The organism is Methylobacterium sp. J-090 (assembly GCF_022829345.1).
Classification (GTDB): domain Bacteria; phylum Pseudomonadota; class Alphaproteobacteria; order Rhizobiales; family Beijerinckiaceae; genus Methylobacterium.
Genome location: NZ_JAKSXV010000075.1, coordinates 128,192 through 142,685 on the forward strand (window position 1 = coordinate 128,192; position 14,494 = coordinate 142,685).

The window sequence follows — 14,494 nt, forward strand, 5'->3', positions numbered from 1 at the left end:
ATGGGGAATCGAAGCGCTGGCTCAAGGGAGCGGCGGTTCGAATCGGGTCCGCCCCGTCGGGGGACCATTCAGGGAGATGACACCATGGCCGGCGCATTGCCCGTGCTCGCCACCGAGGGTGGCCTGTCGCGCTACCTCGATGAGATCCGCAAGTTCCCGATGCTCGAGCCGAACGAGGAGTTCACGCTCGCGAAGGACTGGCGGGAGAAAGGCGACCGTGGCGCGGCCCACCGCCTCGTCACCTCGCACCTGCGCCTCGTGGCCAAGATCGCCATGGGCTATCGCGGCTACGGCCTGCCCATCGGAGAGGTCGTGTCCGAGGGCAATGTCGGCCTGATGCAGGCGGTCAAGCGCTTCGAGCCGGACAAGGGCTTCCGGCTCGCCACCTACGCCATGTGGTGGATCAAGGCGGCGATCCAGGAATACATCCTGCGCTCGTGGTCCCTCGTGAAGATGGGCACCACCGCCAACCAGAAGAAGCTGTTCTTCAACCTGCGCAAGGCCAAGGGCCGCATCTCGGCCCTGGAAGAGGGCGACCTCAAGCCGGACCAGGTGGCGCAGATCGCCGTCAAGCTCGGCGTGCCCGAGCAGGAGGTGATCGACATGAACCGTCGCCTCTCCGGCGACACCTCCCTCAACGCCCCCTTGCGCGAGGAAGGCGAGGGCGAGTGGCAGGATTGGCTCGTGGACAACAGCCCGAGTCAGGAGACGGTGCTCGCCCGCGAGGAAGAGGGCCAGAACCGGCTCTCGGCCCTGCGCGACGCCCTCTCGGTCCTCAACGCCCGCGAGCGCCGGATCTTCGAGGCCCGGCGCCTGGCCGACGATCCCATCACCCTGGAGGATCTGTCCGGCGAGTTCGGCGTGTCGCGCGAGCGCGTGCGCCAGATCGAGGTTCGGGCCTTCGAGAAGATCCAGGAGGCGGTCAAGCGCAACCTGGCCTCCCGCGAGGCTCCGCGCTCGGCGGCCCACGCCTGACCCAGGCCCTTCCGGCGAATGGCGGCCCGATGCCTCGGGCCGTCATTCGCGTCAGCGCCACTGCGCGAAGGCCTTTTCCATCACTTGAGTCCCGGCGGCGCCCTTCTCGAAGTTGAGGATTGCGCGCGAACCGCTACTGAACTTCACCGCCAGTTCCATCCAGTTCCGGTGCAGCAGCAGGTCGGTGTTCCGGTCGATGTCGTTGCGCAGCGACGACAGGCCGATAAGGAACAGGTTGTCCCGGACCCGCACGGGCAGGCCCGAGACCGGCGAACCGCGGGTGTTCTCCTCGTCCTTGGCCTGAAGCAGTCCGATATCCTGCACCGTCCGGCGCGCGGCGTTGGCACTGTCCGTCGTGAAGACGAGTTCGATGGTGTGCGAGGCCGGCAGGGTCGCGTCGAGGTTGCGCTTGATCGTCATCGCCAGGGTGACCCCGGCATCCGGGAACTCGACATTGGCCCGCACGGCCGTCTCGAGGGGCTGGCCGCGCTCGCCGTTGACGGTCTCCAGACGCCACAGGACGCGGCCCTGGATCGTCGTCGGCTGGGCGTTGGTGGCGGAGGTGTTCTCCTCGTAGAGGACGGCGCGCTGCGCCACGGTGACGTCGGGCGTAGCGGCACTGGGGCTCGCCGGCGCCGGGGCGGCCCGGGTCGGCGCGGCCGGCGGGGCGACGGCCTCGCCCCCGATGCGGTCGGCATACTTGCTCTCGGTACCCTCCGGCACCGTGTCCTGCTGCTCGGTGGCGACGGGTTGCAGATCCGCCGGCTTGTCGCGCAGGAGGAAGGCCGCCACGGCGATGAGGCCGATGACCGTGAACAGCACCGCGCCCACAACGGCATTGCGCAAGAGGCGCGACCGCCCGGCGCGTGGCGAGACCACGTCGATGCGCGGGCGCTGACGCCCGCCGGCGGGATCGGCCACGAGGTCGCCCGCCGCCGGCTCCGGGGGGGGCTCGACGGGTGCCTGGACCGCCTCGGGCGCGGGGGCGAGCGGAGCGGCCGAAGGCCGGCCCTTGCGGGCCTGGATCGGGATGATCGGCGCGCCGGCGGGCGGCTCCGGCGGCATGAAGGGCGTCGCGCGAAGATCGGGCGGGGGCGCCGGGGGCAGGAATGGCGGCGAGGCCGGCTCCGGCGGTGCGGCCGGGGCGCCGACACGAAGGGGCTCGGGCTCGGGCCCTGGCTCCGGCGGCGCCGCTTCGGGCAGGGCCGGCGCGGCTTCCGTCGGGACGGGCGGAGCGGGTTCGGGGATCGGCTCGGGCTCGAACTCGGGCTTGGCTTCAGGCTTCGATTCGAGCACCGGCTCCGGAGCGTGCTCGGTCTCGAGGCGGTCGATGGCGGTCTCGAGGGCGTGGGCCTCGATGTCGATATCCGCATCCGAGAGGGGCGGGTCGAGGGAGCGAAGCTGCCCGATCAGGGCGCTGCGCGCACGCTCGTAGACGGCCTTGCGCAGGGCCGGCGAGCGGTCCGGCATCGCTTCGAGGGCGCGCGCCAGGAGGGGGTAGTAGTCGGCCATCGTGACTTGGGTCCGCTCGCTCTCGGGCGGGACGGCGCCCCCCGCCCGAGAGCGGATGCGCCGCCCATCCTCTCAGACGCGTTAATCCTCGAAGGGGCTGTGCATCAGGATGGTGTCGTCGCGCTCCGGCGAGGTCGAGAGCAGCGCCACCGGCGCGCCGATCAGTTCCTCGATGCGGCGCACGTACTTGATCGCCTGGGCCGGCAGATCGGCCCAGGAGCGGGCGCCGGCCGTGGTGCCCGACCAGCCCTCGATGGTCTCGTAGATGGGCTCGACCTTGGCCTGGGCCGCCTGGTTGGCGGGCAGGTGGTCGAGGATCTGATCGCCGAGGCGGTAGCCGGTGCAGACCTTGATGGTCTCGAACCCGTCGAGGATGTCGAGCTTGGTCAGCGCGATGCCGTCGATGCCCGAGGTCTTCACGGTCTGGCGCACCAGCACGGCGTCGAACCAGCCGCAGCGGCGCTTGCGCCCGGTGTTGACGCCGAACTCGCGGCCCTTGGCGCCGATGGTCTCGCCGATCTCGTCGAACAGCTCCGTGGGGAACGGGCCCTCGCCGACACGGGTGGTGTACGCCTTCGCGATGCCCAGCACGTAGCCGATGGCCGACGGGCCCATGCCGGAGCCCGTCGCGGCCTGGGCCGCCACGATGTTGGACGAGGTCACGAACGGGTAGGTGCCGTGGTCGACGTCGAGGAGGGCGCCCTGGGCGCCCTCGAACAGGATGCGCTTGCCGGCCCGGCGCTCCTCGTCGAGGAGCTTCCAGACGGTGTCGGCGTAGGGGAGAATCGTGGGCGCGATGGCCTTGAGCTCGGAAAGCAGGGCGTCGGCATCGACCTCCTCGATCCCGAGGCCCCGGCGCAGGGCGTTGTGGTGGGTGAGCACCCGCTCGATCTTGGCGGCGAGCGTGCTCTCGTCGGCGAGATCGACCACCCGGATGGCGCGCCGGCCTACCTTGTCCTCGTAGGCCGGGCCGATGCCGCGCTTCGTCGTGCCGATCTTGAGGCCGGCGTTGGAGGTCTCGCGAAAGTGGTCGAGTTCGCGGTGCAGCGGCAGGATCAGCGTGGCGTTGTCGGCGATGCGCAAGGTCTTGGGCGAGATCTCGACGCCCTGGGCCTGGAGCCGGGCGATCTCGTCGACGAGGTGCCACGGATCGACCACGACGCCGTTGCCGATGACCGAGAGCTTGCCGCCGCGCACCACGCCCGAGGGCAGCAGGGCCAGCTTGTAGGTCACGCCGTTGATGACGAGGGTGTGGCCGGCATTGTGCCCGCCCTGGAAGCGCACCACCACGTCGGCCTGCTCGGAGAGCCAGTCGACGATCTTGCCCTTGCCTTCGTCACCCCACTGGGCGCCTACGACGACGACGTTTGCCATTCACCCAAGACCTGTCCGGAGGACCCGCGCGAAAACGATCCGGCCCTGACAAGCCGGATCGCCCCACGATCCTCGGGTCTTTCCGCGATCCGTCGGCGGAAATCAAGCAAGGGGCCGGTTCGGCCCCGAATCGCCGGGGGACTACGGGTCTGCCGGGCTACTTCGCCTCCGTACCCGGCTCGCGCCCGGGCAGGTCGCCCGGCTTGATGATCGGCATGGAGCCGGGGTTCGGATCGGGCGGGCGCACCACCAAGCCGGGCGCCGTGTTGGAGGGCGGCGTGATGACGCCGTCGTTCTTCTCGAGGCGGTCGCTGAGGGTGCCGCCGGTGCCGGGGGGACCGGCATCGGGTTGGATCTTGTCGGGGACCGGGCTGCTCGGTGCGGTCGCCTGGGCGAAGGCGGCGGTCGCCAGAAGGCTCAGGCCGGCGGCCAGGGGCCAAATCATACGCATCGGGACACCTTTTCGGACTCGGACATGTCCCGAAAGAACCGATGCGGCGGCGATGCGTTCCTGCTCGCGGATGTACGCGACCGCCCTCAGGCGTCCGCGCGCGCCAGTTCCAGGTACAGTTCACGCAGCCGCACCGTATGGGGGCCGGGAGCGCCCGTGCCGATCGGTAGCCCGTCGAGTTCCACCACCGGCATCACGAAGGCCGAGGCGCTGGTGTAGAAGGCCTCCTGGGCCGCATGGGCCTCGGCCACGGAGAACAGGCGCTCCTCCAGGGCGAGGCCGGCCTCTTCGGCGAGACGCAGGACCGCCTGCCGGGTGATGCCGGGCAGGAGCGCCGTGGAGAGCGGACGGGTCACGAGGGTGCCGCCGGCGGTGACGATGAAGGCCGTGGAGGACGAGCCCTCCGTCACGGCGTCGTCCTCGACCATCCAGGCTTCCGCCACACCGGCGGCGGCGGCCTGCTGCTTGGCCAGGACCTGAGCGAGCAGGGCGATGGACTTGATGTCCCGGCGCTTCCAGCGGAGGTCCGGAACGGTGATGACCCGGGCGCCCTTGGCGGCCAGGGGATTGGCCGCCACGGTCTTGGCTTGGGTGAACATCATCACCGTCGGCTTGGTGCCGGCCGGCGGATAGGCGAAGTCGCGCTCGTACACGCCGCGCGTCACCTGCATGTAGACGAGGCCCTCGGTGACGCCGTTGCGGGCGACGAGCTCCGTCTGCAGGGCGACCCATTCGCCAAGCGTGTGCGGGTTGGCGATGTCGATCTCGCCCAGCGAGCGATCGAGGCGGGCGAGGTGCGCTTCGTTGTCGACGAGACGGCAATCGAGGATCGCCGAGACCTCGTAGATTCCGTCGGCGAACAGGAAGCCGCGATCCATGATCGGCACCCGCGCCTCGTCGAAGGGCAGGAAGTCGCCGTTGAGGTAGACGATGCGGGGGTTCGACACGGGCTGGACCTCTGGTCGCCGGAGCGGCTGTGGTTCGACGCAGGAATCGTGCGATGGAGCTCAGGCCGCCCCGAAGACTCGCGAAAAAATCGTGTCGACGTGCTTGAAGTGGTAGCCGAGGTCGAAGCAATCCTCGATCTGCTCGGGAGTCAGTGCGGCGGTGACGTCGGTGTCGGCCTTGAGCAGGGTGAGGAAGTCGCCCTCGCCGCGCCAGACCGGCATGGCGTTGCGCTGGACCAGCCGGTACGAATCCTCGCGGGAAACGCCGGCCTGGGTCAACGCCAGGAGCACGCGCTGCGAGTGGACGAGGCCGCCGAGCTTGTCGAGGTTGCGCTGCATCTGCTCGGGGTAGATCAGCAGCTTGTCGATGACGCCGGTGAGGCGGCCCAGGGCGAAGTCCAGGGTCACGGTGGCATCGGGGCCGATCATCCGCTCGACGGAGGAGTGCGAGATGTCGCGCTCGTGCCAGAGGGCGACGTTCTCCATGGCGGGCAGCGCGTAGGAGCGCACCATGCGGGCGAGGCCCGTGAGGTTCTCGGTGAGCACGGGGTTGCGCTTGTGCGGCATGGCCGACGAGCCCTTCTGCCCTTCCGAGAAGAACTCTTCCGCTTCCAGTACCTCCGTGCGCTGGAGGTGGCGCACTTCGATGGACAGGCGCTCGACGGAGCTCGCCACGACACCGAGAGTCGCGAAGAACATGGCGTGGCGGTCGCGCGGGATCACCTGGGTCGAGACCGGTTCGGGCGACAGGCCCATGGCCTTCGCCACGTATTCCTCCACGCGCGGATCGATGTTGGCGAAGGTGCCGACCGCCCCCGAGATGGCGCAGGTCGCCACTTCCTCGCGCGCCGTCACGAGGCGGGCGCGGTTGCGCTCGAACTCGGCGTAAGCTTGCGCAAGCTTGAGCCCGAAGGTGACGGGCTCGGCGTGGATGCCGTGCGAGCGGCCGATGGTCGGCGTCATCCTGTGCTCGAAGGCCCGGCGCTTGATCGCGGCGAGCAGGGCGTCGACATCGGCGATGAGCAGGTCGGCGGCGCGCACCAGCTGCACGTTGAAGCAGGTGTCGAGCACGTCCGACGAGGTCATGCCCTGGTGGACGAAGCGCGCCTCGGGGCCGACGATCTCGGCCAGATGCGTCAGGAAGGCGATGACGTCGTGCTTCGTCACCGCCTCGATGGCGTCGATGCGCGCGACATCGAACACCGCGTCGCGGCCCTTCTCCCAGATCGTGTCGGCGGCGGTTTTGGGCACCACGCCGATCTCGGCGAGTGCCGTCGTGGCGTGGGCCTCGATCTCGAACCAGATCTTGAAGCGGGTCTCGGGCGACCAGATCGCGGTCATCTCGGGGCGGCTGTAACGGGGGATCATGGGCGCCTCGAAATTTTCGCGATGCGAAGTGTGATGAGGGGCGCCTAGCATGGGCGAGGGGGCCGCCTCAACCGCGTGTCCCCCTCGGGCGTCTCAGGCCCGGGCGATCCGCGCGATCCAGGCCTGGGTCGTCGTCACGTCGGCCTGGGACAGGCCGTGGCCCACGCGCAGAACCGTGTGCTCGACCCGGGCGCCGGATGCGCGGAGGCGGTCGGTCAGCGACCGCACGTTCGCCTCCGGCACGATGGGGTCCTGCGCACCCGAGAGCATCAGGACGGGCAGGCCCGTGAGGTCGGGCTCCGGGAGCACGGCGAGCGGCCGCATCGGACGCAGGAGCACGGCCCCGGCGAGGACGCCAGGATGCAGCAGCAGAACGGCGGCGGCGATGTTGGCGCCGTTGGAGAAGCCGAGCGCCACGGGCGCGGGGAGACCGTAGGCCGCCCGCGCCCCGGCGACGAAAGACGCGAGATCGGCCGCGCGCCGGCGCACGTCGTCCTCGTCGAACACGCCCTCGGCGAGGCGCCGGAAGAAGCGCGGCATCCCGTTCTCCAGCACGGGTCCGCGCGGCGACAGCAGGGCCGCCCCCGGCGCCACGGTGCGGCCGAAGGGCAGGAGGTCCGATTCGTCGCCGCCGGTGCCGTGGAGGACGAGCAGGGGCGGGCGGTCGGCCGCCGTCGCCGCCTCGAAGCGGTGGACGAAGGCGAGGGCGGTCGGGTCGGGCGCGGTCATGACGATCCTCCGGGCGATTGTTTGGAAGGGCGGCCGGCCCACTGGATGCGGGCCGGGGCGAAGGAACGGGAGATGTCTGGTCGCAACGAATCGAAAGGCCGCGACAGTGCTCCCTCTCCTGAAAGGAGAGGGGACCCGCGATTCACCTCAGCTTCCCGCCAGAGGTGCAAACGTGGCGAGTTGATTGACCGGAGTTCACCTCAAGCGAGGGGCGGCAGGGCTGCCTCGATCCGAGCGCGGTGCGGCTCCAGGCCGGTGGGGAGCTTCAGCCTGGTGCCGAGCTCGGCCACGGTCTCGTCCGCGTCGAAGCCCGGCACGTCGGTGGCGATCTCGAAGAGCACGCCGCCGGGCTCGCGGAAGTAGACCGAGCGGAAATAGGCCCGGTCGCGCTGCTCCGTGACGCCGAGGCCGTGGCGCGTGGTCAGCGCCTCGACCATCGCCGCCTGCGCGGCGTCGTCCGCCGCCCGGAAGGCAATGTGGTGGACGGAGCCCGCGCCCTGACGACCGCGCAGGAACTCGCCGACCGCCCGCAGGGTGACGAACCCGCCCTCCGCGGCACCGCTGGCGTAGCGGGTGGAAGAGCCCTCCCGCGCATCCTCGGTGAAGCCGAGAACGTCGGTGAGGATGGCGGCCGTCGGCTCCGCCTCGCCGAGCAGCAGGGTGACGCCGTGCAGGCCCCGGATGGCATGCTCGGCCGGCACGTCAGCGCCGGTCCAGGCCGGCGCATCGCCCGCCTCGGCGACGCCGACGAGGGCCAGCATCATCCCGTCGGGATCGCGCAACCGCAGGGTCGGCTGGCCCATCACCGCGACGGGGGCCTCGTGGGTGACGCCTTTCGCGACGAGGCGCTGCACCCACCAGCCGATGGCGGCGCGCGGCACCCGGAACGCGGTCTCGCCCGTCTCGCCGACGCCGACCCGGCCGGGGGCCGCGTGGGGGATGGGGAAGAACGTCAGGATCGTGCCGGGCCGGCCGGTCTCGTCGCCGTAATAGAGGTGGTAGGTGCCCGGATCGTCAAAGTTGACGGTCTTCTTCACCAGCCGGAGGCCGAGGGTGTCCGTGTAAAAGTCGAGATTGCGCGCCGCCGAGCCGGAAAAGGCGGTGACGTGGTGGAGGCCGTGGTTGCTCATGGCATTGTCTCCTTCTGCTGGAAACAAGATGGCCCTTGCCGCCCCCCTCGAAAACGGAAACGATGGAAACACATCGTTTCCGGAATTTACCCATGAAGCTCCCCGATTTCGAGGCCTGGGCGGTGTTCGCCAAGGTGGCCGAGACCGGCTCGTTCGGGCAGGCGGCCCGCGACCTCGGGGTCTCACCCGGCACCGTGTCGAAGGCGGTGGGACGACTGGAGGCCCGCATCGGCGCCCGCCTGTTCCACCGGACCTCGCGCAAGCTGGCGCTGACAGAATCGGGCCTCGCCGCGCGGGACGGCGCGGCCCGGCTCCTCGCCGAGGGCGAGGCGGCGGAGGCTGAGGCCCGCGACGGGGCGGCGGCCCCGCGCGGGCGGGTGCGGCTCGCCGCGCCCATGTCGTTCGGGGTGACGCACGTGGCGCCCCTGCTGCCGGACTTCCTGGCCGCGCATCCGGGCCTGACCATCGACCTGCATCTCAGCGACGCCCTCGTCGACCTCGTCGGCGGCGGGTTCGACATCGCCCTGCGCATCGCGGCCCTCGCCGATTCGTCCCTGCGCACGCGCCGGCTCTGCACGGTCCACCGCTCCCTCGTGGGCGCGCCGATTTATCTCGCGGCCCAGGGACGGCCGGAGCATCCGCACGACCTCGCCCGCCACGCCTGCCTCGGCTACGCCTACCTGCCGAGCCCCGACCGCTGGCGCTTCCTCGGCCCGGACGGCACCGAGGCCGTGGTGATCCCCGGCGGGCCGCTACGCGCCAACAACGCCGATGCGTTGGCGCCGGCCCTGCGCGCCGGGCTCGGCCTCGCGGTGCAGCCCGACTTCATGCTGTGGGACGACCTCGCCGCCGGGCGCCTGGAACGGGTCCTCCCCGGCTGGTCGCCGCCGCCCATCGCCCTCCACCTCATGACGCCGCCGGGCGATCCGCGCCCGGCCCGGGTCACGGCGCTGGCGGATTACCTCGCCCGCAGGCTGGCGGCGGCCCCGTGGGCGCAATCGGGTCCGCCCGTCACGGACTCTTCTTCGGATGCGGCGCGGGTCCCCTCTCCTGAAAGGAGAGGGACAGGGTGAGGTGTGTGGATTCTCCGGAGCGTTCGCACACCTCACCCCAGCCCTCTCCTTCCAGGAGAGGGGGCCTGTCGCACCTCACACGGATGCGAAGAGTCGTCCGGCTATCGGATCGAAGACATGCGTTCACGCCGCCGCGTCGGACGAGCGAAAGCCCTCGATCCCCTGGCGTTCCGGGTTGATGGCGGCGAGCGCGCGCTTGGCCGCCTCCAGGGGGTGCTCGGATTCGATGCGCACACCCTTGAGGTCTGGACTCTTGTAGACGGTGACGATGGTGTCCATCACCTCGGTGAGCGTCGTGCGCTTGTCCTCGGGCGCGGCGATGAGGAGCTGCAGGCCCCAGGCCTGGTAGAGGTCGACGAGGGCCTGGGAGTTGCGCACGTCGAGCTTCGAGAACGCCTCGTCGAGGAGGCAGAGGCCCAGCCCCGGATTCTCGTCGCCGGGCCGGTCGCCGGGGTAGTAGGCCGAGGCCAGCGAGGCCGCGATGGCGACGTAGAACGGCGCCTGCGCCTCGCCGCCGGACCCGCGCAGGGCCCGGTTCGACATGGTGGTGCGGTTGCCGGCGGCGTCGCGCATGCCGATCTCGTAGACGAAGTAGTTGCGGTAGTCGGCGAGCCGCGCCGCGCTCTCCTCGCCGGCGATGAGGGCGGAGATCTCCTCAATGGCCGCCGAGAGCGGGCCGTCGGGGGGCGTCGTGCCCTCGCCCGGCAGGATCGCCTGGGCGGCGTCGGGCGAGCGCGCCACTTCCGTCGCCAGCGCGTGGACGGCGGCGTAGCGCCGGTCGACGGCCGCCTCGAAGGCGTAGGTCTGGCCCGTGAAGGTCTGGCTCGACAGGCGCTCGTTCAGGGCGTCGAGGCGGGCGCGGACCCGCTCGAACTTGTCGGCGAGGCGCGTCAGCAGGTCCTCGGTCATCAGGCGACGCATCTCGCCCTCGGCCCGCACGGCCTGGTCGCGGTAGCGCCTGAGTTCATGGCCCGCGACTTCGTCGTAGGCCCGCCGGGTCCAGCCGTAGCCGAACGAGGCCGGGGCGTCGCCGCGCCCGAGGGGATTGTCGATGCGCCACTGCACGCAATACTCGGCCAAGTCCCGCTCGGCGGTGCGGCCCTGCGTGCGGGCCGTCTCCAGGGCCTCGCGGGCGGCGCTGCGCGCGGCGGTGGCGGCGGCCCCCAGTTCCTTAGCGTCGAGGCCGGCGAGGTCGGCGCGGGCCTTGGCCACGGCCCTCGGATCGAATCCCTCGGGGCGCACCAGCCGGATGCGGACGGTGTCGCCGCCGACCCAGCGGGCATGGGCCGCGCGCCGGGCCCCGAGGGCCGCACGGGCCGCCTCGCGGGAGGACGCGACCTTGGCCTTCAGGCCCGCCTCTTCGCCGAGCAGGGCGTCGCGCTTGGGCTCCAGCACTTGCACGAGTTCGGTGAGGTAGGCCGAGCGCTCCTTGGCAAGTTCCTTGAGCTCGGCTTCGAGGGCGCCCGTATCGGCCTTTTCCACACTCTCCCGCTCGGTGGTGAGGCTGCGGCGACGGCCCTCGATGGCGTCGCACTCGGCCCGCAGGCCGGGCAGATCGATGGGCGCCTCGGCCAGACGGAGTTTGAGCCCGGCGGCGATGCGGGCGGCCTCGCGCAGGACCCCGGCCTCGCCGCGCAGGCGCCGCGCCTCGGCCACCGCCCGCTCCATGGCGTCGCGCCCCTCCTGGGTCGGGCCGCGGCTGCCCCGCGTCATCATCAGCTGGACCGGGCGCACCACCGAATAGGCCATGCCGGACGTCGAGCGTCCGCTCGGCGCCACGGCGCGGCTCATATGGGCGAGGGCCGCGTCGTCGGGGGCGAGGTCGTAGCCGCCGAGACGCGCGGCGAGGAACGCCTCGGCATGGGGGTCGCGGGTCTCGATCATGCCGAGCGGGCCGTCGTCGTAGCGCCCGCCCCGGCGCCGGGCGGTGTCCGTGGTCTTGACCAGAAGGCAGCGATAGAACTGCGCCTTGCGGGCTTCGAGATGGGCGAAGGCCTGGTTCAACCGGTCGGGCTGGACCACCAGGGCCTCGCGGGCACCGCCGAGCAGGCCTTCCAGGGCCATGCCCCATTTCGGCTCGACGATCTCGGCGAGTTCACAGATCGGCACGGCGTCGATCCCGAGGCGCGCGAGCTCGTCGCGAAACGCCGCGACATCCGAGGACAGGCGCGCGCCCTTGGCCGCCCCGCCGCCGGCGAAGGGCGCCGACAGGGCCTGCGCCTCCGTTTCCGCCGCGCGGGCGCGCAGGGCCATGTCCTCGGCCGCCGTGTCGAGGGGGCCGGCGATGTCGGGCAGGTCGAGAAGCCCCGCCACCAGGGCACCGAGGGGACCGTCGGAGCGCAGGGTCTCCTCGGGCGGGGCCTCGCGGCGGAGCCCCGCGCGGGTGCAGGCCTCGACGAAGCGGGCGGCGCCTGCGTCGATGCGGCGGACCTCGCCGATCACCGCCGAGAGGCGGGCGACATCCTGGATCAGGCCGACGAGGCCGGTGACGCGAAGCGTCAGGTCGCGACGGTCGCGGGTGAGCACGGCGAGGCCGGCATCCGAGGCGGCGAGCCGCCCCTGCGCCAGGGTGCCGGCCATCATCGCCTTCTTCTCGGCGATCTCGCCGTCGATGTCGCGCACGAAGCCCTGGCTCGTCGTCACGCTCTCGCGGGCGATGCGCAGGCGCTCGGCCACATCGGCGAGGCCCGTGCGGGCGCCGGTGTACTCGACCACGCGGCGGCGGAGATCGGCGCCGGCGGCGCGCAGGTCGTCGAGGGCGGCCGACAGGCTCGCCTCGGCCCAGGTCTCGTAGCGGGCGAGGATGCGGCCGAGATGCGACAGGCGCCGCTCCAGCTCCTCGATGGTCTCGAGGAGGCGGCGCCAGTTCTCCACCGATTGCCGGATGCGGGCGACGTCGAGGGGCTCGGGCTCCAGCACGAAGGAGCGCACGAAGGCGGACGAATCGAAGATCGGCTTGAAGGCCACGGCGTTGGAGAAGGTGCGCAGGAAGTGGCGGGGTTCGGGCACGGGCGCGCCCTCGCGCAGGAGCCCGAGCACCTCCGCCGTGAAGCGCTCGCCCGAGGCGCGGAACTCCTCGAAGGTCTCGGAGCGGATGCGCAGGTCCTTGGCGATCTCGGCCCAGGGCGCGACGAAGGAGCCGTCCGGCGTCTCGCGGACGTAATCGGCGATCTCGAAGCGGTGGCCGGTGCAGACGAAGCGCGACAGGGTGGTCTCGCGGCTGTCCTCGGCCCGCGCGGCCAGCGCCAGCCCGACGGAGACGACGCGGCCCGAGACCGGGTTCTCGAACACGAGCACGATAAGGGTCTCGCAAGCCTCGCGGGTCGGGCGCCCGCCCTCGGCCGGGTCGCTGATCCAGCCGAGGCAGTAGTCCCGCACCGTGCGGGCGGAGCGGCCCGAGGCCGAGGCGTTGAGGGCCAGGCGGCTCGCGTTGTTGCCGGCCAGCACCGTCCCGACGGCGTCGAAGATCGTCGACTTGCCCGCCCCCGTCGGCCCGACGAGGGCCGTCGCGCCGCGAATGCGAATCTGCTCGCGCCGGATCAGGTACCAGTTCGAGAGGGCGATGTCGGTGAGGCGATACACGAAGGCCGGCTGATTTTTGCACGCTGCGAAGGATCGTCGGGCCTTCGGTCGCATGGGCGGGGGCGGCGAGGCAAGCCGGCCGGGGCGATCAGGCGGCGTCATCCCCGGCCGAGGCCCAGGCCCGGATATGCTCCATCCAGGCGTCGGGCGAGAGCACCGCGATCCCGGGCAGCACCATCAGGGGGGTCAGCTTTTCGGCCTTGTCGCGCTCGCCGAGGCGTAGGGCGCCTTTCCGCGAGAACAGGCGCAGGATCTCGAGGAGGCGGGTCTCCTCGGGCGGGTCGCTGCGGGTGGCGGTGCGGATCGATTCGGCGATGTCGTCGGTGGTGCACTCGACCACCCCGTCGGTGGTGACGCGGTGATCGCGCAGGCCTTCCTCGTAGGCCAGCCGCAGGGCGAGCAGCACCAGGGTCTCGTCCTTGCGCAGGCGTTCAGCCTGGCCGTCGTGGCGCACGCCGTCCGGGGGGACGCGCAGGAACACCATCTGGTCGCGGTGCGAGACCTCGAAACCGTACCCGAGGCAGGCGAAGTAGGCCTGGAAGAACGGCGCGTAGTGGCGGACGAGGTCGTAGGTCCGGCCGATGCCGGGGGTGCCCGAATAGACGCACTGGCTCTTCAGCAGCACCTGCAGGGCGCGGGTCAGCTCCTCGTCGGAGGGCGCGCGGGCACCCGGCGGCGGCGGCTCGTCGCCGTCGACGATGGCGCGGAAGGGTTCGAGCATGACGGTGGTCCGGGACGCGAACGGAGCGCCGTGTCTATCCGCCCGGGCGACGCGGCGCCAAGGGCTTCACACATCGCGCGGGATGCTCTGGTCCCCTCTCCTGGAAGGAGAGGGACAGGGTGAGGTGTGTGACCCTTTCGGAGAGTTCGCACACCTCACCCCAGCCCTCTCCTTCCAGGAGAGGGGGGACCAGTGCGCTTCACGCCAATTGAGGAAGCCCTTCCCTCGCCCGAGGTAGGACGCCGCCCGGCTCAGGCGGCGGCGGCTTCGGCCTTGAACAGGGAGATGCACTTGGTGTCCCGGTGCATGCTCAGGATCGAGGCCCGGTCGAGGGACGGGTTGGCGGCGAGCACCCGGCGGACCTCGGCGACGATGCTGTCGTAGCGGCCCGCGTCGTAGTTCTGCTCCAGGGGGCTGACGGCGATGTAGGTCTCCACGACCAACACCCGCTCGCAGCGTTCACGCCCGACCTCGACGGCGACCCAGGCGGATTTGATCAAGCACTTGCCGGACACCATGGCCCATCTCCCGAAGACGCCGCGTTCTTTCTTCCCGCGTGTCTTCCGCCAGGATGAACCTTGTCTTCGCCGATGCCAAGGGCAGTCGTTATTCGGCCCACCACAGTCCTGCTC

Annotated in this window: 12 protein-coding genes; 2 read left to right on the forward strand and 10 right to left on the reverse strand. The window is 71.2% G+C overall.

Annotation, left to right across the window (positions count from 1 at the left end; all coding sequences use genetic code 11):
* Nucleotides 1-84: 84 nt before the first annotated feature.
* Nucleotides 85-975, forward strand: coding sequence for an RNA polymerase sigma factor RpoH (gene rpoH / locus MKK49_RS11925; protein ID WP_244028585.1), 891 nt, complete (start codon nucleotides 85-87; stop codon nucleotides 973-975).
* 51 nt (nucleotides 976-1,026) lie between these two features.
* Here the strand turns inward: rpoH and MKK49_RS11930 are convergent, their stop codons facing one another.
* From MKK49_RS11930 to MKK49_RS11960, 7 genes are all read right to left on the reverse strand, one after another.
* Nucleotides 1,027-2,487 carry a histidine kinase gene (locus MKK49_RS11930; RefSeq protein WP_244028587.1) on the reverse strand — a complete coding sequence of 487 codons (1,461 nt, stop codon included), beginning with the start codon at nucleotides 2,485-2,487 and terminating at the stop codon, nucleotides 1,027-1,029.
* Between the two features lie 81 nt (nucleotides 2,488-2,568).
* Complete coding sequence (locus MKK49_RS11935; protein WP_244028589.1) at nucleotides 2,569-3,861, reverse strand: adenylosuccinate synthase; 1,293 nt, start codon at nucleotides 3,859-3,861, stop codon at nucleotides 2,569-2,571.
* 157 nt (nucleotides 3,862-4,018) lie between these two features.
* Nucleotides 4,019-4,312, reverse strand: a complete 294-nt coding sequence (locus MKK49_RS11940; RefSeq protein ID WP_244028591.1) for a hypothetical protein — start codon at nucleotides 4,310-4,312, stop codon at nucleotides 4,019-4,021.
* Nucleotides 4,313-4,398: 86 nt separating this feature from the next.
* Nucleotides 4,399-5,259: a D-amino-acid transaminase gene (locus MKK49_RS11945; RefSeq protein ID WP_244028593.1), complete on the reverse strand. Its 861-nt coding sequence runs from the start codon at nucleotides 5,257-5,259 to the stop codon at nucleotides 4,399-4,401.
* 60 nt (nucleotides 5,260-5,319) lie between these two features.
* Complete coding sequence (gene purB / locus MKK49_RS11950) at nucleotides 5,320-6,627, reverse strand: adenylosuccinate lyase (protein ID WP_244028595.1); 1,308 nt, start codon at nucleotides 6,625-6,627, stop codon at nucleotides 5,320-5,322.
* A gap of 93 nt (nucleotides 6,628-6,720) precedes the next feature.
* Nucleotides 6,721-7,356 (reverse strand): alpha/beta hydrolase, encoded by a 636-nt coding sequence (locus MKK49_RS11955; protein ID WP_244028597.1) that lies wholly within the window; start codon nucleotides 7,354-7,356, stop codon nucleotides 6,721-6,723.
* Between the two features lie 200 nt (nucleotides 7,357-7,556).
* Nucleotides 7,557-8,486, reverse strand: a complete 930-nt coding sequence (locus MKK49_RS11960; RefSeq protein ID WP_244028599.1) for a ring-cleaving dioxygenase — start codon at nucleotides 8,484-8,486, stop codon at nucleotides 7,557-7,559.
* Between the two features lie 92 nt (nucleotides 8,487-8,578).
* Here MKK49_RS11960 and MKK49_RS11965 point away from each other — a divergent pair, with 92 nt between their 5' ends.
* Nucleotides 8,579-9,559 (forward strand): LysR family transcriptional regulator, encoded by a 981-nt coding sequence (locus MKK49_RS11965; protein ID WP_244028602.1) that lies wholly within the window; start codon nucleotides 8,579-8,581, stop codon nucleotides 9,557-9,559.
* A gap of 123 nt (nucleotides 9,560-9,682) precedes the next feature.
* Here MKK49_RS11965 and MKK49_RS11970 read toward each other — a convergent pair whose 3' ends face one another.
* From MKK49_RS11970 to MKK49_RS11980, 3 genes are all read right to left on the reverse strand, one after another.
* Nucleotides 9,683-13,141 carry an SbcC/MukB-like Walker B domain-containing protein gene (locus tag MKK49_RS11970; RefSeq protein ID WP_244028604.1) on the reverse strand — a complete coding sequence of 1,153 codons (3,459 nt, stop codon included), beginning with the start codon at nucleotides 13,139-13,141 and terminating at the stop codon, nucleotides 9,683-9,685.
* Nucleotides 13,142-13,229: 88 nt separating this feature from the next.
* Nucleotides 13,230-13,862, reverse strand: a complete 633-nt coding sequence (locus tag MKK49_RS11975) for a DUF4194 domain-containing protein (protein ID WP_244028606.1) — start codon at nucleotides 13,860-13,862, stop codon at nucleotides 13,230-13,232.
* Between the two features lie 251 nt (nucleotides 13,863-14,113).
* On the reverse strand, nucleotides 14,114-14,380 hold the full coding sequence (locus MKK49_RS11980) for a hypothetical protein (RefSeq protein WP_244028608.1): 267 nt from the start codon (nucleotides 14,378-14,380) through the stop codon (nucleotides 14,114-14,116).
* Nucleotides 14,381-14,494 lie beyond the last annotated feature (114 nt).